The sequence below is a fragment of the Bordetella trematum genome (assembly GCF_900078335.1).
Taxonomy (GTDB): Bacteria; Pseudomonadota; Gammaproteobacteria; order Burkholderiales; family Burkholderiaceae_B; genus Bordetella; species Bordetella trematum.
Genome location: NZ_FKBR01000022.1, coordinates 79540 through 97268, shown reverse-complemented (window position 1 = coordinate 97268; position 17729 = coordinate 79540). Strand labels below are relative to the sequence as shown.

The following is a 17729-nucleotide window of genomic DNA, read 5'->3' as shown; positions in this document are numbered from 1 at the left end:
GCTCAGTGGGCGACGCTGCTGGAAAACACGTTCATCACGATCACCCCGCAGACGATCAGGCCGATGCCCACGATGGCCGGCCAGTCGAGGGTCTGCTGAAAGAAAACCAGCCCGATCAGGGAAATGACCACGATGCCCACGCCGGACCAGATGGCGTAGGCGATGCCGACCGGCAGTTCGCGCAGGGTCAGCGACAGGAAATAGAACGAGATCACGTAGCCGCCCACGGTCACCACCGATGGCAGCAGGCGCGTGAAGCCGTCACTGGCCTTCAGCGCGCTGGTGGCGATGATCTCGGCGACAATCGCCACCGCCAGAAAGACCCACTTCATGGGCTGGTCTCGTTGCGCAGCAGCACCAGCAGGGCGCCGGCGCCACCGCCGCGCTCGGGCGCTTCGGAGAAAGCCATGACTTCGGCCTTCTGGATCAGCCAGGTGCGCACCTTGTCTTTGAGTACAGGCTCCAGCCCCTGCGAGCCGTAGCCTTTGCCGTGCACGATGCGCAGGCATCGGATGCCATGCTCCAGGCATTCGTCCAGAAAGACGATCACCGCGTGGCGGGCCTGCTCGACCCGCAGGCCGTGCAGGTCGAGTTCGGCGCCGATCCGCCATTGCCCGCGCTTGAGGTTGCGGGCCGTGTCGGGAGCGGCGTCGTGGCGCACAAAGGCCGTGCCGCCCTCGGACAGCAGCGGTGCGATATCGCCACCATCGGAGACGCCCTGGTCGGCACGCGCGCTCAGGGCGTCGCCCGTGGCGTGGGCGCGTCGCTGTGCGATCGCCAGCGAACCGGCGGCAGCAGGCGGCGCATGCACCACCGTGGCGCGCGCTTTCAGGGGCGTGGCGGCCGCGACGGCGCGCCGGAAGGCTTCGCTGTCGTCGATCGCCACGGCCTGCTGCCGGGCGGCTTCGCGAGCCTGGCGCTGCGCCTGGGCGCGTTGTTCCTGGACCGACTTCTGCAGCCGCTTCAGGTCGGCCAGGCCAAGCTTAGTTCCCCGCATTCTCCAGCCACCGTTGTGCGTCCAGGGCGGCCATGCAACCGGTGCCGGCGCTGGTGATGGCCTGACGATAGACGTGATCCTGCACGTCGCCGGCGGCGAACACGCCCGGCACCGAGGTCATGGTGGCCAGGCCGTTCAGACCGCTGCGGGTGATGATGTAGCCGTCCTTCATGTCGAGCTGGCCTTCGAAGATGCCGGTGTTGGGCTGGTGGCCGATGGCCACGAAGCAACCCATGACGGCCAGATCTTCGGTGACGCCGGTCTCGACGTTGCGGATGCGCACGCCGGTCACGCCGCTGTCGTCGCCCAGCACCTCTTCGAGGGTGCTGAAGACGCGCAGTTCCATGTTGCCGTTGGCGACCTTGTCCATCAGCTTGTCGACCAGGATGGGTTCGGCACGGAATTTGTCGCGACGGTGGATGAGGGTGACCTTGCGGCAGATGTTGGACAGGTACAGCGCTTCTTCGACGGCGGTATTGCCGCCGCCGATCACGACCACATCCTGGTTGCGGTAGAAAAAGCCGTCGCAGGTGGCGCAGCCCGAGACGCCGCGGCCCATGAATTTTTCCTCGGACGGCAGGCCCAGGTACTTGGCCGAGGCGCCGGTGGCGAGGATGAGGGCGTCGCAGGTGTAGATGTTGCCCGTGTCACCGGTCAGCGTAAAAGGTCGTTTCGAAAAGTCGACTTTGGCAATATGGTCGAAAACGATCTCGGTATTGAAGCGTTCGGCATGCTTCTGGAAGCGCTCCATCAGGTCCGGGCCCAGCACCCCGTCGGCGTCGGCGGGCCAGTTGTCCACGTCTGTGGTCGTCATCAGCTGGCCGCCTTGCGACAGGCCGGTGATCAGCATGGGCTGAAGGTTGGCGCGTGCGGCATAGATCGCCGCCGTGTAGCCGGCAGGGCCGGAACCGAGAATGAGAACTTTGGCGTGTTTGGACATGGCTTTGGCAGATACTCTTGGATGGACACCCAATTATAATGAGGCGCATGCCTCGCATTTCGAATGTCTCCGCGCGCGCCTCGCGCAACACCCGTAACGGGCCTTCTCCCTTGCAGACGCGTATCGGCGGACTGCTGCGCGAAGCCCGCTGGATCCTGTTCGCCGCCCTGGCGGCCTGGCTGACGCTGGTGCTGCTCACGTGGAGCCCGGCGGACCCGGGCTGGTCGCATTCGGTCGCCAGCGACGAGCTGCACAACAAGGGCGGCATGCTGGGCGCCTATCTGGCCGACATCCTGCTCTATCTTTTCGGTTTCTCCGCCTGGTGGTGGGTCATCCTGCTGCTGCATCGCGTGCGTGCGGGCTATCACCGCCTGGCGAGCCACCTGCGAGCCGGCAATGGCAAGGCGCCCGACATGCTGCCGCGGGTGCGCTGGGAGCAAGGCATCGGTTTTGCCCTGTTGCTGGTGGGCTCGCTGGGTCTCGAAGCCTTGCGCCTGTACAGCTGGGGCATGCATCTGCCCGGCGGCACCGACGGCAACAGCGGCGCTGGCGGCGTCATCGGCCAGATGCTGGCCGGGCAGCTGCGTCTGGGCGTGGGCTTTACCGGCAGCACTCTCATCCTGCTGGTGATGCTGGCCATCGGGCTGTCGCTGTTTTTTTCGTTTTCCTGGCTGCAGGTGGCCGAACGGGTGGGCGGCTGGATCGAAGGCGTGGCGCGCCGTGTGCGTGATTCCTATACCGCGCGCGAGGATCGTCGCGTGGGTGCCGTCGCCAAGACCGAGCGCACCGAACAGGTCGCCGCCAAACAGGAGAAGCTGGTCCACGAGCAGCCCGTGCGCATCGAGCCGGCCATCACCGTCGTGCCGCGCTCGGACCGGGTCGAGAAGGAAAAGCAGCAGGCGCTCTTTCTGCCACCGGCTGGCGAAGGCGATCTGCCGGCCGTCAGCTTGCTGGACATGCCGCCGCCCGCCCAGGAAACCGTTTCTGCCGAAACCATCGAATTCACCTCTCGCCTGATCGAGAAAAAACTGGCCGACTTCGGCGTGTCGGTCACCGTGGTGGCCGCGCAGGCCGGCCCCGTCATCACGCGCTACGAGATCGAGCCGGCCACCGGCGTCAAGGGCAGCCAGATCGTCAATCTGGCCAAGGATCTGGCGCGGGCATTGAGTCTGGTCAGCATCCGCGTGGTCGAGACCATTCCGGGCAAGAACCTCATGGGCCTGGAGCTGCCCAATCCGCGTCGCCAGATGGTCAAGCTCTCGGAGATCCTCGGCTCCCAGACCTATCACGCCAGCAGTTCGGTACTGACCATGGCCCTGGGCAAGGATATCGCCGGCAATCCCGTGGTGGCCGACCTCGCCAAAATGCCCCACCTGCTGGTGGCTGGCACCACCGGCTCGGGCAAGTCGGTCGGGATCAACGCCATGATCCTGTCCTTGCTCTACAAGGCCGACGCCAGCCATACCCGCCTCATCCTGATCGACCCCAAGATGCTTGAAATGAGCGTCTATGAGGGCATCCCGCATCTGCTGGCGCCGGTCGTGACCGACATGCGCCAGGCCGCCAATGCCCTGAATTGGTGCGTGGGCGAAATGGAAAAACGCTATCGCCTCATGAGCAAGATGGGCGTGCGCAATCTGGCCGGCTACAACGCCAAGATCCGCGACGCCATCAAGCGCGAGGAGCCCATTCCCAATCCCTTCTCGCTCACGCCGGATGCGCCGGAGCCGCTGGCGCCCCTGCCGCATATCGTGGTGGTGATCGACGAGCTGGCCGATCTGATGATGGTGGTCGGCAAGAAGATCGAAGAACTCATCGCCCGCCTGGCCCAGAAAGCGCGGGCGGCCGGCATCCATCTGGTGCTGGCGACCCAGCGCCCCAGCGTGGATGTCATCACCGGCCTGATCAAGGCCAACATTCCGACCCGCATCGCTTTCCAGGTCTCGTCCAAGATCGACTCGCGCACTATTCTCGACCAGATGGGCGCCGAAACGCTGCTGGGCCAGGGCGACATGCTCTACATGCCGCCGGGCACCGGGTTGCCGGTGCGCGTGCACGGCGCCTTCGTTCACGACGACGAGGTGCACCGCGTCGTCGAGTACCTGCGCAGCCAGGGCGAGCCCAACTATATCGAGGGTCTTCTGGAGGGCGGTGTCGAGGGCGAGAGCGGCGATGGCGTGAGCTCTGTGACGGGGCTGGCCGATGCCGAGTCCGATCCCATGTACGACCAGGCCTGCGAAGTCGTGCTCAAACACCGCCGCGCCTCGATTTCACTGGTACAGCGCCATTTGCGCATTGGTTACAACCGTGCCGCCCGGTTACTCGAACAGATGGAGCAGGCTGGTATGGTGTCTCCGATGCAATCCAATGGCAACCGGGAGATCCTGGTGCCTGCTGCCCGAGAGGAAGACTGATGATGCCCCGAACCCTGTCCCGCCTGGCTGCCTTGGCGCTGCTGACGGTGGCGCCCGCGCTGGCGCTGGCCGCAGATGCGCAGGCCCAGCTGAAGGCGTTTGTCGCCAAGGTGCAAAGCGCCACCGGCCAGTTCTCGCAGTCGACGGTCGGGCCGCAGGGGCGGACCCAGCCGGCCCAGTTGGGCACCTTTGCCTTCCAGCGTCCAGGCAAATTCAAGTGGATGATCGTGCGTCCCTACGAGCAGCTGATCATCGCCGACGGTCGTCAGGTCTTTCAGTACGATCCGGATCTGGCCCAGGTGACGGTGCGCAACGTCGATCAGGCCATCGGCACTTCGCCGGCAGCCATCCTGTTCGGCGCGGGCGACCTGGAAGCCTCGTTCAAGGTGTCGGTGTTGCCGGATGCCGACGGCCTGCAATGGCTGCGAGCCGTGCCGCGCAATGCCGACGCCGGCTTTTCCCAGGTCGATATCGGCATGCGCGGCGATGAGCCGGCGCGCATCGAACTGCTGGATGCCTTCGGGCAGGTGACACGCGTCGAGCTTTCCGATATCCAGGCCAATCCCAAGCTGCCCGAGGGGCAGTTCCAGTTCCAGCCGCCCGCCGGGGTGGATGTGGTGCGCATGTAAGGCAGTCGGTCGGCGGCAGCCCTGCGGGTGCCGCCGGGGGCGTTTCAGCGCCCGCCGAGATGATTCAGCAGGGCACGCAAGGCGGGCGGGCAGGCGTCGGCTTCGCGCACGGCGATGCAGATGCGGGTACGCGCCCAGCGACCGGTCAGCGGGATGAAGCAGACATCCGGATGCCGCTGCCTGAGAAACCACGGCACCACGGCCACCCCCATGCCTCGGGCCACCAGAGTGCAGATCGTTTCATGCGAGCTCACGCGCGCACTGATGCGGCGTGGCAGCCGGGCCCGTGCAGCAGCGCGTTCGAACAGCGCGCTGATGCCATTGGGGCGGTTCAGTTCTATCTGCTCATAGGGCAGCAGCTGGGCATAGTTGAGCGACGAGCGTTCGGCCAGCAGATGTTGCGGCGGCAAGGCGGCCGCCAGCTGGCAGGCGCCGTAAGGAAAGACCTGTAATCCGCTATGTCCGAAATCCGACCCGATGCCCAGATCGGCCTGGCCCTGGAGTACCGCCCGAAAGACGGCTTCCGTGGTGTCCTCTTCGAGCGAGATCTCGATCTGGGGATAGTCGCGACGGAATGCCTGGATTTCTGCCGGCAACTCACCCGATAGGGCGGCCACGCTGACCGCCAGGCGGATGCGCCCACGCATGCCATTGGCGAAACCCGCCATCTCCTTGTGCATGCGGGTCATGTCGTACAGCAGCTGGCGGGCGTGGCTGGCCAGTACCTGGCCTGCCGGCGTGGGCCGCGCTCCCCAGGCGCCGCGCTCCAGCAGCGGCACGCCGAAGGCCTCCTCCATTTCACTCATGCGCTTGCTGACTGCCGATGGCACCAGGCACAGCCGGGCGGCGGCCTTGGCCAGGCTCCCTTCTTCGAGGGCGGCAAGGAAAAGGCGGATGGAAAGCGGATCGATGTCGCGGACAGGCTGAGCGTTCATGGGGGGGCGGTATAACGGGTCTGGCTGGAATGTACCCCGTAACCCGCCCCGAGCGGCCCGTCTGTGGCCGGTCCTACAGCGCCCGGCCGACGATCAGCGGGTCGGTCGCCATATAGGCCTCGTTGCTGCGGCCCTCGTAGGGCAGGCGGTTCAGGACATAGCGCATGGCATTCAGGCGGGCGCGCTTCTTACAGTCGGACTTGACGACAATCCAGGGGGCGTCGGCCGTGTCAGTGTGGGCGAACATATCCTCCTTGGCGCGCGTGTAGTCGTCCCATTTGTCCAGGGAGGCCAGGTCCACCGGGCTGAGCTTCCATTGCTTGAGCGGATGCACCTTGCGTTCGCGAAAACGGCGTCGCTGCTCTTCCTGGCTGACCGAGAACCAGAACTTGACCAGGTGGATGCCGCTGCTGACCAGGTGGCGTTCAAAGTCCGGCACCTGGCGCAGAAACTCCTGGTATTCGTGCTCGCTGCAGAAACCCATGACTTTCTCGACCCCGGCGCGGTTGTACCAGGAGCGATCGAACAGCACGATTTCGCCTGCGGTCGGCAGGTGCTGCACATAACGCTGGAAATACCATTGGCCGCGCTCGGTGTCAGAGGGTTTTTCCAGTGCGACCACTCGCGCGCCACGCGGGTTGAGATGTTCCATCATGCGTTTGATGGCGCCGCCCTTGCCGGCGGCATCGCGCCCTTCGAACAGAATGACCACGCGCTGGCCGGTCGCTTTGACCCAGGCCTGCAGCTTCAAGAGTTCCACCTGCAGGCGGTATTTCTGGCGTTCATAGTTGCGCCGCAGCATGCGGTGCTGATAGGGGTAGCCGCCATCGCGCCAGTCGCCCGCCAATTCCAGGTCGGGATTGCGCTGTTGCAGGCTGCTTTGGCCGGCGCCGGCATGCAGCAGGGCGCGATGCACCGCGCGGGCGTCATCGGGCGAGAGCGCCTCGATGACCGAGCGCAGGACGGTCTTGGCCTCGCCGTTGGCGTCATTGCCATAGCGCACGGCCACATCGGCCAGCACCGAGACGGCTTGCATGCGGGCGGCTTCCACGCGGGCTTCGGCCTGCTCCAGTTCGGGGGTGAGCGCCGGGGTGTCTGCGCAGCGCTCATCGGCGTGTGGGAGAGAGGAGGGAAGCTGCGGCTTGTCAGTCATGAACGTCTTATCCTGTAGCTGATTTGAATATCCATTGTGGCACCACGCTAGACCATCGCAGGATCATCCTGCTTGCGCAAGCGCAAAGCCATGACAATCGCGGAAAGCGGCCACGGCCGTATCGCTGCGGCCCGCCGGCTCTGCCGTCGATCGCGCTGCCTGGGCCGGCGCCTGATCTGTCCCGCCCGATCGCGAGCGGTGGTTTTTTCGTGCTCCGCGCGCTGCCGGGTTTCCGGTATTTGTGTATCGAATCGAAAACACAGCTGCTTACAAGCGAGGCTGCGCGGGTCTGGCACGCAGCGCGCCGGATCGGCGTCCAGCGGTCCTTTGCACTGGATTTAGCAGCAGTTTCTCCGGAATTGACAATCATTGACATGGAAAAGATGGAGAAACATATGGAAACGTCGTAGCCTCAAGGCACGGCGCTGCATGCGGAAGAATGCGCCGGGCCGACCCCGACCTATCCGGTTGGCAGAGATGTGCCCTGGCCTGAAAACAGGCTGCCCGCGATCAGATGTTGCCTTGATGAGTCTTAGCCTGAAAAGTCCCTGCGTTTCCATGCACCGAATCCCCCAGCGCACTCGTGGTTCTGCCCATGCGTTGCGCAGGCAGGTGCGTGATCTGCGCGCCGAAAACCGTCTGTTGCGCCGGCTGGCGGTCACTGACGAGCTGACGGGGGTGTTCAACCGGCGCTATTTTTCCAGCCGCCTGCACGATGCCATGACGCTGCCCCAGCGCGAGATGGGGATCGCCCTGTGCATTTTCGATCTGGATAATTTCAAGTCGGTCAATGATCGGCTGGGCCATGCCGCGGGGGACCGCCTCCTGCAGGCCGTGGCCTCGGCGGTCAAGCGCCAGCTGCGCCGTGCGGGAGATTGCCTCTGCCGCCTGGGCGGAGATGAGTTCGCCGCGATCTATTCGGCCAGCTCACCGCAAAAGGCGTTGCAGCAGGCCGAAGTGCTGCTGGCCGCCATCAGGGGCCTGGGCCATGTTGAAAGCCTGCATGGCCGCCTGGCGGTCAGCGCCACTTTCGGGCTGGTCTGGCTGCCGCCCGGTGAACAGCTGGATTGGCAGCGCGCCTACGGCTGCGCCGATTACGCCCTGTATAACGCCAAGCAGGCGGGCAAGGGCGGCATCACCTTGCTCGATGCCATGCAGGTGCCTGCCTGAGGGCAGGGCCGGCCTTCAGGCCTTGGCGGGCGGTTCGATCCAGAAGAAGCTCTCGCCTTGCTGGATCATGTTGGCCACGCCTTCCGGGGCCATACGAAAATCCGTACCCATGAGAGTAGCGCCGCCGTCTTCATGGATGTGAATGATGGCCAAGGGATCTTTGTCCATGGTGTACCAGTAGTACCCAGGCTTGAGGTTGTGGGCAGTCGTCGTCATCCAATGAGTATACCCAGAAGCCACCGATTGTGGACATTCCTGAATCAAGGGTGAAGGGATGTAAGCCGAGCGCCTCGTCTCCCCTGGCGGTGTAGCGCCTTGTCGCGTCTGCAACGATCGGCTCATGCTGTTTTCCATCCTTGCGCGCACAATCCTGTCGGCAGCTTGTTGCCGATTCAAGGCCGCCGTCGGCGGCAAGGCAGGTACATGATGAAAAAGTGCTTGATGGCAGCGGGGCTGGGCGTGCTGGCGCTGAGTCTGGCCGGGCCGGCATCGGCCCGGGTCGATGTCGGGGTGTCCATCGGTATACCCGGTGTGATCGTTGCGCCGGCTCCCGTTTATGTGGCGCCGCCACCGCCAGTTTATGTCGCCCCGGGATATGTAATGCCCAGGCCTTATTATGGTGCGCCGCCGGTTTACGGGCGCCCCGTGGTCGTGATGCCTCCGCCGCCTCACTATTACGGCGGCCGGGGTAAAGCGCCGTATTACCGGGAGGGCCATCACCACGGTCGTGGACATGGCCGTGGGCACGGGCGGCGTGATTGAGTCGTGCCCTGCGCCATAATTGCTGCAGGACAGGCCGTGAATTAAACCAGGCCGGAATCGGGGTATTGGCGTTTTCCCGGGTATATATAAAGAATACAAAAAACAAAACCGCCAGTTTATTGACTGGCGGTTTGTCTTTCCGTGCCTGTTGATGTCAGGCGGCGGTAGGAGCGACTTTGGCGGGTTCTGCCGCCAGCGGTTCCTGGGTCGAGGGTTGCGGCGTGGCGACACGCATCGTGTCTAACCAGCGGCGCGGGGTTGTGGTGGTTTTCCACCAGCCGTTATGCGGACGCATGTGCAAACTCCGGTTCACCGTTGAAACGAACACCATTGATCTTCTTGAAGATCTCCAGGCTACCCGATTCTGCCTCGGAGAGGGAGGCATAGGTGGCCAGAGTGGGAACATCCCATGGCTTTTCCGGAGCCGTGCCGCCAACGCGGCGGGTCCAGATTCGTACTCCGTAACGCTTGTCCTCGTGCGGGACAATCGTGTACCGAACGCGAAAATCGCCAATCATTCGTGAAGTCATGGATAGCTTCCTCTATTGAAATGAAGGGATTTCTGAGCAACTTTGTTTGTTGCTTGAAATATGCGAACCCTTAGATCATACATTCACATTCATTAACTTCAAAAGCTATCGGGCAACAATACCTGTCTAAGGCTACATTTTCATTGCAGCTGCCGGGGTAAATCGTCCTAGTACGAGGCGGGTGCTCTTTCTATATATTTAATTTTCATATCGTTAATAAAAAAGCCCGGTATGGAAACCGGGCTTTCTAAGACAGAGCCAAGGCTCAGGGGCGCAGGACCGTCAGGCCACCCATATAGGGTTGCAGTGCTTCGGGCACCAGCACGCTGCCATCGGCCTGCTGGTAGTTCTCCAGCACGGCCACCAGCGCGCGGCCGACCGCCAGGCCCGACCCGTTGAGGGTGTGCAGGTATTCCGGCTTGGCCTTGGCATCGGCGCGGGTGCGCGCCTGCATGCGGCGCGCCTGGAAGCTCTCGCAGTTGGAAATCGACGAGATCTCGCGCCAGGTATTCTGCGCCGGCAGCCAGACTTCCAGGTCATAGGTTTTGGTGGCGCCGAAACCCATGTCGCCGGTGCACAGAAGCATCACGCGGTAAGGCAGCCCCAGACGGCGCAGCACCGTCTCGGCGTGCCCGGTCATCTGTTCCAGGGCGTCATACGATTGGTCGGGCGCCACGATCTGGACCATTTCGACCTTGTCGAACTGGTGCTGTCGAATCATGCCGCGCGTATCGCGCCCGCCGCTGCCGGCTTCCGAACGGAAGCACGGCGTGTGGGCGGTCAGGCGCAAGGGCAGCTCGGCAGCCGGCACGATGGTGTCGCGCACGTAGCTGGTCAGCGTGATTTCCGAGGTGGAGATCAGGTATTGGTCTTCGCGCACATAGGCGTTGCCCTGTTCATCGGTCCTGGGGCCATCGTCCACGCCACCCTTGGTGACGAAGAACATGTCGTCCTTGAACTTGGGCAACTGACCCGTGCCGAACAGCGTCGAGCTGTTGACGATGTAGGGGGTGTAGCACTCGGTGTAGCCGTGTTCGCCAGTCTGCAGGTCCAGCATGAATTGCGCCAGCGCGCGATGCAGGCGGGCGACGGGGCCGCGCATGAAGGAAAAGCGCGCCCCCGACAGCTTGGCCGCCGTATCGAAGTCCAGACCCAGCGGTTCGCCCACGGCGACGTGATCGCGCGGCTCGAAGCCCAGCGGGGCCGGGTTGCCGTCAGCGTCGGCCTGGCCGGGCAGCCAGCGCCGCACCTCGACGTTGTCATCGCTGGAGGCGCCCACCGGCACGCTCGGGTGCGGCAGGTTGGGTACCGACATCAACATGTCGTTGAGCTGCTGCTGCAATTGAGCCAGGTCTTCTTCGAGTTGCTTGACCCGGCCGGGCAGGGCTTGCGACTCGGCCATCACGGCCGAGGCATCCTCGCCCTTGGCCTTGAGCTGGCCGATCTGCTTGGCCAGGGCATTGCGGCGCGCCTGCAGGGACTCGGTCTCAGTCTGCACCGACTTGCGGCGAGACTCCAGATCGTTGAACCGTTCCGTGTCGAAGTCCACGCCCCGGCTTTTGAGGCGGTCCACGACGGTTTGCAGGTCTTTGCGCAGCAGTATCGGATCTAGCATAGTGTTGGCGGTTGGGTTGATCGATGCGTGACAGGCCGGCAGGCCCGGGGCCGGCGTCCGCGCAAGAAATTCGCGCAGTCAGGCGGGCCACCCGGGGGATTTTACCCTTCCGCCCGCCATCCCGTTGGTGCGGCCCATAGCGCAGCCTGCGGCGCTGTCATTTGATGTCGGCAAACGCCCATAGCCTGTGCGGAAGCTGCTGATCGACAGTGGGGCATTCAGTGGCTACCTTCCCCTTCTCTCATTGACGGCTGCCATCACACAGCACTCTGGCGGCGCGCCAGATGCCCCTATCGGCCGTCCTTTAGTCAACCCGTCATGCGGAGCAGCAATGACGCGCCAGCGTGCAGGTCTTCCTTCGCGCCTGAAAACCATATTCCTGCATCGCGCTGCCTTGTGGGCCCTGCTGCTGGTGGTGTTGCACCAGAGCATGGTGGCGTCATCGGCCTATTTTCTGACGGCTGCCATCGAGGCCCTGCAGGCGGGCGGGCCGTTTCAGCGCCCCCTGTTGCTGTATTTCCTCGCCATGATTCTGCCCTTCGTGCCGGGCTGCCTGGCTTACGTCGCCGTGTGTGCCTGGGCCAATGCCGCCCATGCCAGCGTGGTGCGCATCTTCGAGCAGCGCTATCAGGGCCGGCCGCTGTTGTACCGGGATTCCGCCTGGCGGGAAAAGGTCGAATCGATCGTTTCGCGCAATACCTTCTCCGCCCTGTCCGGCTATATCCATTACCTCTATGGCCTGGCCAGCTTCAGCCTGAACAGCCTGTTGAGCCTGCTGGTCATCGCCTATCTGTTGCCGGCCGGGATCTGGCAGGGTTATCTGGTGAGCGTGGCGGCTTGCGCGGCGGTGATCGGCGTGTTTTCGCCACGGGTGGACCGTCTGTCCACGGCGGCTCAGGACAATCTGGCCCGTTATGGGCAGGTGCTGGGCAGCCTGTGGGCCAATGTGACGCTGGGCAATCCGGCCAATCTGCTTCACTGGCGCGCAAGGGCGCGTGAAACGGGGGCGCGCTACTACCATTCCCTGACAGCGCTTGAATGGGTCAAGCAGGCCAGCAACGGCCTGCTCGGCCTGGTGACACTGATCCCAAGCGCCTATCTCATTTATCAGATGGTCACGGCGCCCCGGGTCGAGCCGGCGCTGGTCGCCGCCACCCTGGTCAACCTGACGCGCATCTTTCATATCCTGAATTCGCTGGGGGCGCTGGTGTACCAGGTGCTGGAGTTCCGGGCCGCCGATGCCGCGCTGCGCTTCGTGTTCGAGGCGACGACTCCGCCTGCGCAGCACGCGCCGCAGCCCCCCTGCGAGGGCATCCTGCTTAACGATGCGCCGATCCCGGATGGCCCGGCGCTGGTGAAGCAGCTGCGCTCGGCGCCTTGTGGGCGTTATACCTTGCGCGGGCCGAACGGTTCAGGCAAGACCACCTTGTTGCTGGGCCTGAAAGCCGCCGATCCCGATAACACGCTTTATCTGCCGGTGTCGTTCGAACAACTGGCCTGGCGCAGTGCGCTCGATGGCCTGTCCAGCGGCGAGCGCATGATGCGGGTGCTCGCCGAGGTCGGCGAGATGCCCGAGGTGCGCTGTCTGTTGCTCGACGAATGGGATGCCAACCTGGATCAGGGCAACATCCGCCGGGCCGACGCGGCGCTGGCCGAACTGGCGCAGCGCAAGGTGGTGGTCGAGGTGCGCCACCGGCGCAGTGCCTTGCACTAACGTTTCCTGTCGCGCGCCTGCGCGTCGAGCTCGCGCAGGAAGGCCAGCTTCTGTTGGATCTTGGCTTCCAGGCCTCGGTCGGTGGGCTTGTAGAAACGCGGGTTCAGACCATCCGGGAAATACTGTTCGCCGGCGGCATAGCCATGCGGCTCGTCGTGGGCATACCGGTAAGCGTGACCATGCCCGAGCTGCTTCATCAGCTTGGTCGGCGCGTTGCGCAGATGCAGGGGCACGGGCGCGCTGCCGTTTTCGGCGGCGAACTTGCGTGCCGTGTTGTAGGCGTTGTAAACCGCGTTGGATTTGGCGGCGCAAGCCATGTAGACCACGGCCTGGGCGAGCGCCAGCTCGCCTTCGGGCGAACCCAGGCGTTCGTAGATGTCGGCGCCCTGGATGGCCAGGTCGGTGGCGCGGGGATCGGCCAGCCCGATATCCTCGATCGCCATGCGTACGATGCGCCGCGCCAGGTACTTGGGGTCTGCGCCGCCGTCGAGCATGCGCGCAAACCAGTACAGTGCGGCGTCCGGCGCGGAGCCCCGCACCGACTTGTGCAGGGCGCTGATCTGGTCATAGAAGGCGTCGCCGCCTTTGTCGAAGCGCCGCAGGTTCTGCGACAGGGCGATCTCCAGCCACTCGACATCCACCGTGCTGCGTCCGGCGGCTTCAGCCGATTCGGCCACCACTTCCACGGCGCTGATCAGGCGGCGCGCATCGCCGTCGGCCCAGCCGGCCAATTGTTCGCGCGCGGCCGCATCGATCTGGATAGGGTGCTCGGGGCGGCTCTCGTTGAAGGCGGAGACGGCACGCTCGACCAGCTGGCCGAGTTCTTCGGCATTGAGCGACTGCAATACATACACCCGGGCGCGTGACAGCAGGGCCGAGTTGACCTCGAAAGAGGGGTTCTCGGTGGTGGCGCCGATGAAGGTGAACAGTCCGCTTTCCACGTAGGGCAGGAAGGCATCCTGCTGGGCCTTGTTGAAGCGGTGGACTTCGTCGACGAACAGAATCGTGCGGCGTCCCTGCCCCTGCGCAACCTGGGCAGCCGTGACGGCGTCGCGGATGTCCTTGACGCCGCCCAGCACCGCCGAGATGGCGATGAAGTGGGCGTCGAAGCCATCGGCCATCAGACGCGCAAGCGTGGTCTTGCCCACGCCGGGCGGGCCCCAGAAAATCATCGAATGCGGGCGGCCTGAGTCGAAGGCCACGCGCAGGGGCTTGTCCGGCCCCAGCAGATGGGTTTGCCCGACAACATCGGCCAGCGTGCGCGGCCGCAGGCGTTCGGCCAGCGGCACATAGGGCCGGTGGGCCGGATCGGCGGAAAACAGGTCGTTGCTCATCGCAGCAGAAAACAGAAAGCAGAAAGGCGGCTGACGGAGAGTCATTACACCATGAGGCCGCGCCGGCTCGCCCGCCCGTCTGCGCCACGCCCGTCCGCCGCCGGGGCGGGCGGGCTAGGGATTTCCCGGACGTTCCGGAAAGAGAAGGGCGGCGTTCCCAAAGAGCGCTTGTCCGGCTGCGGCCGGCGCACCGATGATGGGCGCACTTTTGTTGTCAGTTGGAGGCGTCGATGCCCACTGCATTCATGTCAGCGGACAGCTTGCCGCTGCGCGGCATCAAGGTGCTGGAGCTTTCTCATATGATCATGGGCCCGGCGGCCGGGCTGGTGCTGGCCGATCTGGGGGCCGAGGTGATCAAGGTCGAGCCGATCGAGGGCGACCGGACCCGGCGTTTGCGCGGCTCGGGTAGCGGTTATTTTCCGGTGTTCAACCGCAACAAGCAAAGCCTCGCGGTGGACCTGAAATCGCCCGAAGGGCAGCAGATCGTGCGCGATCTGGCGCTGCGTTCCGACATGCTGGTGGAAAACTTTCGCGACGGCGGCCTGGATCAGTACGGTCTGGATTATGCCTCGCTGGCGGAGCAGAACCCGGGGCTTATCTATGTATCGCTCAAGGGTTTTCTGTCCGGGCCCTACAAGAACCGCACCGCGCTCGATGAGGTCGTGCAGATGATGGGCGGCCTGGCCTACATCAACGGCGGCGATGGCACGCCGCAGCGCGTGGCTGCTTCGGTCAACGATATCCTGGGCGGCACCTTCGGTGTGGTCGGCGCGCTGGCCGCGCTGCAGGAGCGCCACGCCACGGGCAAGGGGCGCCATGTGCGCTCCGGCCTGTTCGAGAACAACCTGCTGCTGGTGGCGCAGTTCATCGCCCAGTTCCAGTTGACCGGCCAGGCGCCGCGCCCCATGGGCGCCGAACGTCGCCCGCCCTGGGGGGTGTACGACATTTTCGATACCGCCGATGGGCGGGTGTTCGTGGCCGTGGTGGGCGATGCCCAGTGGCGCAATTTCGCCGAACGCTTTCTGCCGCCTGAATGGGGCAGCGATCCGCGGCTGGCTACGGCGGTGGATCGCGAGGCCGCGCGCCCCTGGCTGGTCCCTGGGGTGGCCGAGATTCTCAAGCACTGGAAAACGGCAGAGCTGTGCGCGGCGCTGGAGGCTGCCAACCTGTCGTATGGCCCGATACGCCAGCCGCATGAGTTGCTGGACGACGAGCACCTGCAGGCGCGCGGCGCGCTGATCCCGACCCGGCTGCCCGGCGGCGGCGAAATCTCGGCGGCCGCCTTGCCGATCGAATTCGATGGCCAGAAAGTGGGTAAACGCCTGGACCCGCCGATGCAGGGCGGTCAGAACGCAGATATTCTGGCCTCGCTGGGGATGGACGCCGCGCGGATCCAGGCGCTGCGCGATGCCGGCGTGATCGGCACCTGAACCCTGGCAGGCGACCGGGACGCCAGAGCCCGGCGCCTGCCCTCATCTCCGAGGAGACAAACATGATTCGCAAACTACTCGCCGTGACTGCCATGGCACTGGCCTGTCAGGGGCAGGCGCTGGCGCAGGATTACCCCGGCAAATCGATCCGCATCATCATCCCCGCCACGCCTGGCGGGGGCACCGATTACATTGCCCGGCTGCTGGGCAACAAGCTGCATGAACTCAACGGCTGGTCGGTCGTGCCGGAGAACCGACCGGGCGCGGGCACCGCGCTGGGGCTGGCCGAGGCTGCGCGCGCGCCGGCGCAGGGTCACGATCTGGTGATCGGCCAGACCGACAACGTGACGTTGATTCCGCTGCTGATGAAGGTTGCCTATGACCCCGTCAAGGACTTGATGCCCGTGGCGCTGGTGGCGACCACCCCCATGGTGCTCCTGGTGGCGGACAGCTCGCCCTACCGCACGCTGCCCGAGGTGATCGCCGCGGCCAAGAGCCGCCCGGGTCATCTGTCATACGGCACCTCCGGCACTGGCGGCGGCGTGCACATCGGCATGGAGATGCTGCAGCGTGACGCCGGCTTCAAGATGCAGCACGTGCCTTACAAGGGATCCGCGCCCGCCCTGGCCGACCTGATGGGCGGGCACGTGGATTTCGCCGGTTCGTCGATTTCGTCGGCGGCGGGTCTGCTCAAGGCAGGCAAGGTGCGGGCGCTGGCCGTGACCTCGCCCGAGCGCAATCCCTCGCTGCCGGATGTGCCGACGGTGGCCGAGCTGGGTTATCCCGATTACAGCGTCGTGACCTACTACGGCGTGCTGACCCCGGCGGGTACGCCCGCCGCCGTGGTGGAGCGTCTGAATACGGACTTCAACAAGCTGCTTGCGCGCACGGACGTGCGGGAAGCGCTGGCGACCCAGGGGCTGCAGGCGCGGCCCGGCTCGCCGCAGGACTTCGCTGATCTGATCGCTGCCGATATCGCCAAGGCGCGCGAAACCATTGCCAGCGCCGGCATCGAGATCCAACAGTAAGGAGGCATCATGGGTGAAGCGATCCGTATCTGCGAGGTGGGCCCGCGCGACGGGCTGCAGATCGCGCGCGGCGAGATGGACCTGGATACGCGCCTGCAATGGATAAGGATGATGGCCGCGGCCGGCGTGCGCGAGATCGAGGTCGGCAGCTTCGTGTCGCCGCGCCTGGTGCCGCAGATGGCGCAGACCGGCCTGCTGTTGCCGCAGGTGTTGAAGATCGACGGCCTGACTGTCTGCGCGCTGGCCTGTAATCTCAAAGGCGCGATCGCCGCCTATGAGGCCGGCGCCCATGTGATCGCCATTCCGGTGTCGGTCAGCGATACGCACAGTCGCGCCAATGTCAACAAAAGCACGCAAGGGCAGGTTGAGGCGGTGGCCGCCGTGGTCGACTGGCTGCGTGCCCAGCCTCGCGCCGTGCGGGTCGATGTCGCGTTGGCGACGGCGTTCGGTTGCTCGCTGGAGGGCAGCGTGCCCGTTACGCGGGTGGCTGAGGTCGGCCGGGCCCTGGCCCAGGTCGGCGTGGATGAGCTCTCCCTGGCCGACACGGTGGGCTATGCCCACCCGGGCAGCGTGCGCGCGGCGGTGCGCGCCACGCAGGATGCCGTGGGAGCACGGCTGACGAAACTGCATCTGCACGACACCATGGGACTGGGGTTGGCCAATGCGCTGGCCGGATTGGACGAAGGCATCCGCGCCTTCGATGCCTGCCTGGGCGGGCTGGGCGGCTGCCCCTTTGCTCCCGGCGCATCGGGCAACATCGTGACCGAAGACCTGGTATTCATGCTGCAGAGCATGGGCTACGACTGTGGCATCGATCTGCCTGCCCTCATCGCTGCCCGGGCTCCCCTGGCCGCTGCGCTACCCGAAGAGCCGCTGCGCGGCGGCGTCGCCCTGGCGGGCCTGCCGCGCAGCCATGCGCCGCTGGCGAACTGAGGCGGCCGACTCCGGAATTGTTCTGGGCCGAGGCCGTTCGGGATATCGACCGCGGCGGCGGTTCCGGATGGCTGACGCCCGGATTGCAGTGCAAACCGCTGCCTGAGTAGAATTGCGCGGCGCCATCCTGCATGGCGGCCGTCCA

General features: G+C 65.0%; 18 protein-coding genes. 8 read left to right on the top strand and 10 right to left on the bottom strand.

What is annotated here, in order from left to right; genetic code table 11:
• Positions 1–2 precede the first annotated feature (2 nt).
• The 3 genes from A7V84_RS11370 to trxB are packed head-to-tail and all read right to left on the bottom strand — an operon-like array spanning position 3 to position 1937.
• A complete protein-coding gene (locus A7V84_RS11370; RefSeq protein WP_033535262.1) occupies positions 3–332 on the bottom strand; it encodes a DMT family transporter in 330 nt (109 codons plus the stop codon).
• Positions 329–997: a Smr/MutS family protein gene (locus A7V84_RS11365; RefSeq protein WP_033535261.1), complete on the bottom strand. Its 669-nt coding sequence runs from the start codon at positions 995–997 to the stop codon at positions 329–331. Before A7V84_RS11365 ends, A7V84_RS11370 begins: the two co-directional genes overlap by 4 nt.
• A complete protein-coding gene (trxB, locus tag A7V84_RS11360; RefSeq protein WP_025516673.1) occupies positions 984–1937 on the bottom strand; it encodes a thioredoxin-disulfide reductase in 954 nt (317 codons plus the stop codon). Before trxB ends, A7V84_RS11365 begins: the two co-directional genes overlap by 14 nt.
• A 47-nt stretch (positions 1938–1984) precedes the next feature.
• Here trxB and A7V84_RS11355 point away from each other — a divergent pair, with 47 nt between their 5' ends.
• On the top strand, positions 1985–4351 hold the full coding sequence (locus tag A7V84_RS11355; RefSeq protein WP_025516671.1) for a DNA translocase FtsK: 2367 nt from the start codon (positions 1985–1987) through the stop codon (positions 4349–4351).
• Entirely contained in the window at positions 4351–4980 is a 630-nt protein-coding gene (gene lolA, locus A7V84_RS11350) for an outer membrane lipoprotein chaperone LolA (RefSeq protein WP_025516669.1), read from the top strand. The genes A7V84_RS11355 and lolA overlap by 1 nt, the downstream gene beginning before the upstream one ends.
• Positions 4981–5024: 44 nt before the next feature.
• On the opposite strand, the gene A7V84_RS11345 is transcribed toward lolA, so the two are convergent.
• On the bottom strand, positions 5025–5915 hold the full coding sequence (locus tag A7V84_RS11345) for a LysR family transcriptional regulator (protein WP_063491421.1): 891 nt from the start codon (positions 5913–5915) through the stop codon (positions 5025–5027).
• A gap of 73 nt (positions 5916–5988) precedes the next feature.
• A complete protein-coding gene (gene ppk2 / locus A7V84_RS11340) occupies positions 5989–7068 on the bottom strand; it encodes a polyphosphate kinase 2 (RefSeq protein ID WP_025516667.1) in 1080 nt (359 codons plus the stop codon).
• A 558-nt stretch (positions 7069–7626) separates the two neighbouring features.
• On the opposite strand from ppk2, the gene A7V84_RS11335 reads away from it, so the two are divergent.
• Positions 7627–8238 carry a GGDEF domain-containing protein gene (locus A7V84_RS11335; protein ID WP_081695091.1) on the top strand — a complete coding sequence of 204 codons (612 nt, stop codon included), beginning with the start codon at positions 7627–7629 and terminating at the stop codon, positions 8236–8238.
• A 15-nt stretch (positions 8239–8253) separates the two neighbouring features.
• Here the strand turns inward: A7V84_RS11335 and A7V84_RS21140 are convergent, their stop codons facing one another.
• Positions 8254–8454 (bottom strand): hypothetical protein, encoded by a 201-nt coding sequence (locus tag A7V84_RS21140; RefSeq protein WP_162269645.1) that lies wholly within the window; start codon positions 8452–8454, stop codon positions 8254–8256.
• A gap of 210 nt (positions 8455–8664) precedes the next feature.
• On the opposite strand from A7V84_RS21140, the gene A7V84_RS21675 reads away from it, so the two are divergent.
• The gene (locus A7V84_RS21675) at positions 8665–9000 is read left to right on the top strand and encodes a hypothetical protein (protein ID WP_081977004.1); all 336 of its coding nucleotides are present in this window, start codon (positions 8665–8667) and stop codon (positions 8998–9000) included.
• A gap of 154 nt (positions 9001–9154) precedes the next feature.
• Here A7V84_RS21675 and A7V84_RS21135 read toward each other — a convergent pair whose 3' ends face one another.
• The 3 genes from A7V84_RS21135 to serS form a co-directional block, all read right to left on the bottom strand.
• Entirely contained in the window at positions 9155–9295 is a 141-nt protein-coding gene (locus A7V84_RS21135; protein ID WP_156507242.1) for a hypothetical protein, read from the bottom strand.
• Positions 9282–9530: a hypothetical protein gene (locus tag A7V84_RS20695; RefSeq protein WP_081695089.1), complete on the bottom strand. Its 249-nt coding sequence runs from the start codon at positions 9528–9530 to the stop codon at positions 9282–9284. The genes A7V84_RS21135 and A7V84_RS20695 overlap by 14 nt, the downstream gene beginning before the upstream one ends.
• A 265-nt stretch (positions 9531–9795) precedes the next feature.
• Positions 9796–11145, bottom strand: coding sequence for a serine--tRNA ligase (gene serS / locus A7V84_RS11330; protein WP_025516663.1), 1350 nt, complete (start codon positions 11143–11145; stop codon positions 9796–9798).
• Positions 11146–11476: 331 nt separating this feature from the next.
• Between serS and A7V84_RS11325 the strand changes: the two genes are divergently transcribed.
• A complete protein-coding gene (locus tag A7V84_RS11325; RefSeq protein ID WP_063491419.1) occupies positions 11477–12859 on the top strand; it encodes an ATP-binding cassette domain-containing protein in 1383 nt (460 codons plus the stop codon).
• Here the strand turns inward: A7V84_RS11325 and A7V84_RS11320 are convergent.
• Complete coding sequence (locus A7V84_RS11320; protein WP_025516658.1) at positions 12856–14193, bottom strand: replication-associated recombination protein A; 1338 nt, start codon at positions 14191–14193, stop codon at positions 12856–12858. The genes A7V84_RS11325 and A7V84_RS11320 overlap by 4 nt on opposite strands.
• Before the next feature lie 245 nt (positions 14194–14438).
• Here A7V84_RS11320 and A7V84_RS11315 point away from each other — a divergent pair, with 245 nt between their 5' ends.
• From A7V84_RS11315 to A7V84_RS11305, 3 genes are all read left to right on the top strand, one after another.
• Positions 14439–15623 carry a CaiB/BaiF CoA transferase family protein gene (locus A7V84_RS11315; RefSeq protein ID WP_025516656.1) on the top strand — a complete coding sequence of 395 codons (1185 nt, stop codon included), beginning with the start codon at positions 14439–14441 and terminating at the stop codon, positions 15621–15623.
• 62 nt (positions 15624–15685) lie between these two features.
• A complete protein-coding gene (locus A7V84_RS11310; RefSeq protein ID WP_025516654.1) occupies positions 15686–16651 on the top strand; it encodes a Bug family tripartite tricarboxylate transporter substrate binding protein in 966 nt (321 codons plus the stop codon).
• Between the two features lie 9 nt (positions 16652–16660).
• A complete protein-coding gene (locus A7V84_RS11305) occupies positions 16661–17584 on the top strand; it encodes a hydroxymethylglutaryl-CoA lyase (protein WP_025516652.1) in 924 nt (307 codons plus the stop codon).
• Positions 17585–17729: the final 145 nt, after the last annotated feature.

Coding starts and splice junctions, on each gene's coding strand:
- A7V84_RS11370 (WP_033535262.1), bottom strand. CDS start 332: ATGAAGTGGGTCTTTCTGGCGGTGGCGATTGTCGCCGAGATCATCGCC.
- A7V84_RS11365 (WP_033535261.1), bottom strand. CDS start 997: ATGCGGGGAACTAAGCTTGGCCTGGCCGACCTGAAGCGGCTGCAGAAG.
- trxB (WP_025516673.1), bottom strand. CDS start 1,937: ATGTCCAAACACGCCAAAGTTCTCATTCTCGGTTCCGGCCCTGCCGGC.
- A7V84_RS11355 (WP_025516671.1), top strand. CDS start 1,985: ATGCCTCGCATTTCGAATGTCTCCGCGCGCGCCTCGCGCAACACCCGT.
- lolA (WP_025516669.1), top strand. CDS start 4,351: ATGATGCCCCGAACCCTGTCCCGCCTGGCTGCCTTGGCGCTGCTGACG.
- A7V84_RS11345 (WP_063491421.1), bottom strand. CDS start 5,915: ATGAACGCTCAGCCTGTCCGCGACATCGATCCGCTTTCCATCCGCCTT.
- ppk2 (WP_025516667.1), bottom strand. CDS start 7,068: ATGACTGACAAGCCGCAGCTTCCCTCCTCTCTCCCACACGCCGATGAG.
- A7V84_RS11335 (WP_081695091.1), top strand. CDS start 7,627: ATGCACCGAATCCCCCAGCGCACTCGTGGTTCTGCCCATGCGTTGCGC.
- A7V84_RS21140 (WP_162269645.1), bottom strand. CDS start 8,454: ATGACGACGACTGCCCACAACCTCAAGCCTGGGTACTACTGGTACACC.
- A7V84_RS21675 (WP_081977004.1), top strand. CDS start 8,665: ATGAAAAAGTGCTTGATGGCAGCGGGGCTGGGCGTGCTGGCGCTGAGT.
- A7V84_RS21135 (WP_156507242.1), bottom strand. CDS start 9,295: ATGCGTCCGCATAACGGCTGGTGGAAAACCACCACAACCCCGCGCCGC.
- A7V84_RS20695 (WP_081695089.1), bottom strand. CDS start 9,530: ATGACTTCACGAATGATTGGCGATTTTCGCGTTCGGTACACGATTGTC.
- serS (WP_025516663.1), bottom strand. CDS start 11,145: ATGCTAGATCCGATACTGCTGCGCAAAGACCTGCAAACCGTCGTGGAC.
- A7V84_RS11325 (WP_063491419.1), top strand. CDS start 11,477: ATGACGCGCCAGCGTGCAGGTCTTCCTTCGCGCCTGAAAACCATATTC.
- A7V84_RS11320 (WP_025516658.1), bottom strand. CDS start 14,193: ATGAGCAACGACCTGTTTTCCGCCGATCCGGCCCACCGGCCCTATGTG.
- A7V84_RS11315 (WP_025516656.1), top strand. CDS start 14,439: ATGTCAGCGGACAGCTTGCCGCTGCGCGGCATCAAGGTGCTGGAGCTT.
- A7V84_RS11310 (WP_025516654.1), top strand. CDS start 15,686: ATGATTCGCAAACTACTCGCCGTGACTGCCATGGCACTGGCCTGTCAG.
- A7V84_RS11305 (WP_025516652.1), top strand. CDS start 16,661: ATGGGTGAAGCGATCCGTATCTGCGAGGTGGGCCCGCGCGACGGGCTG.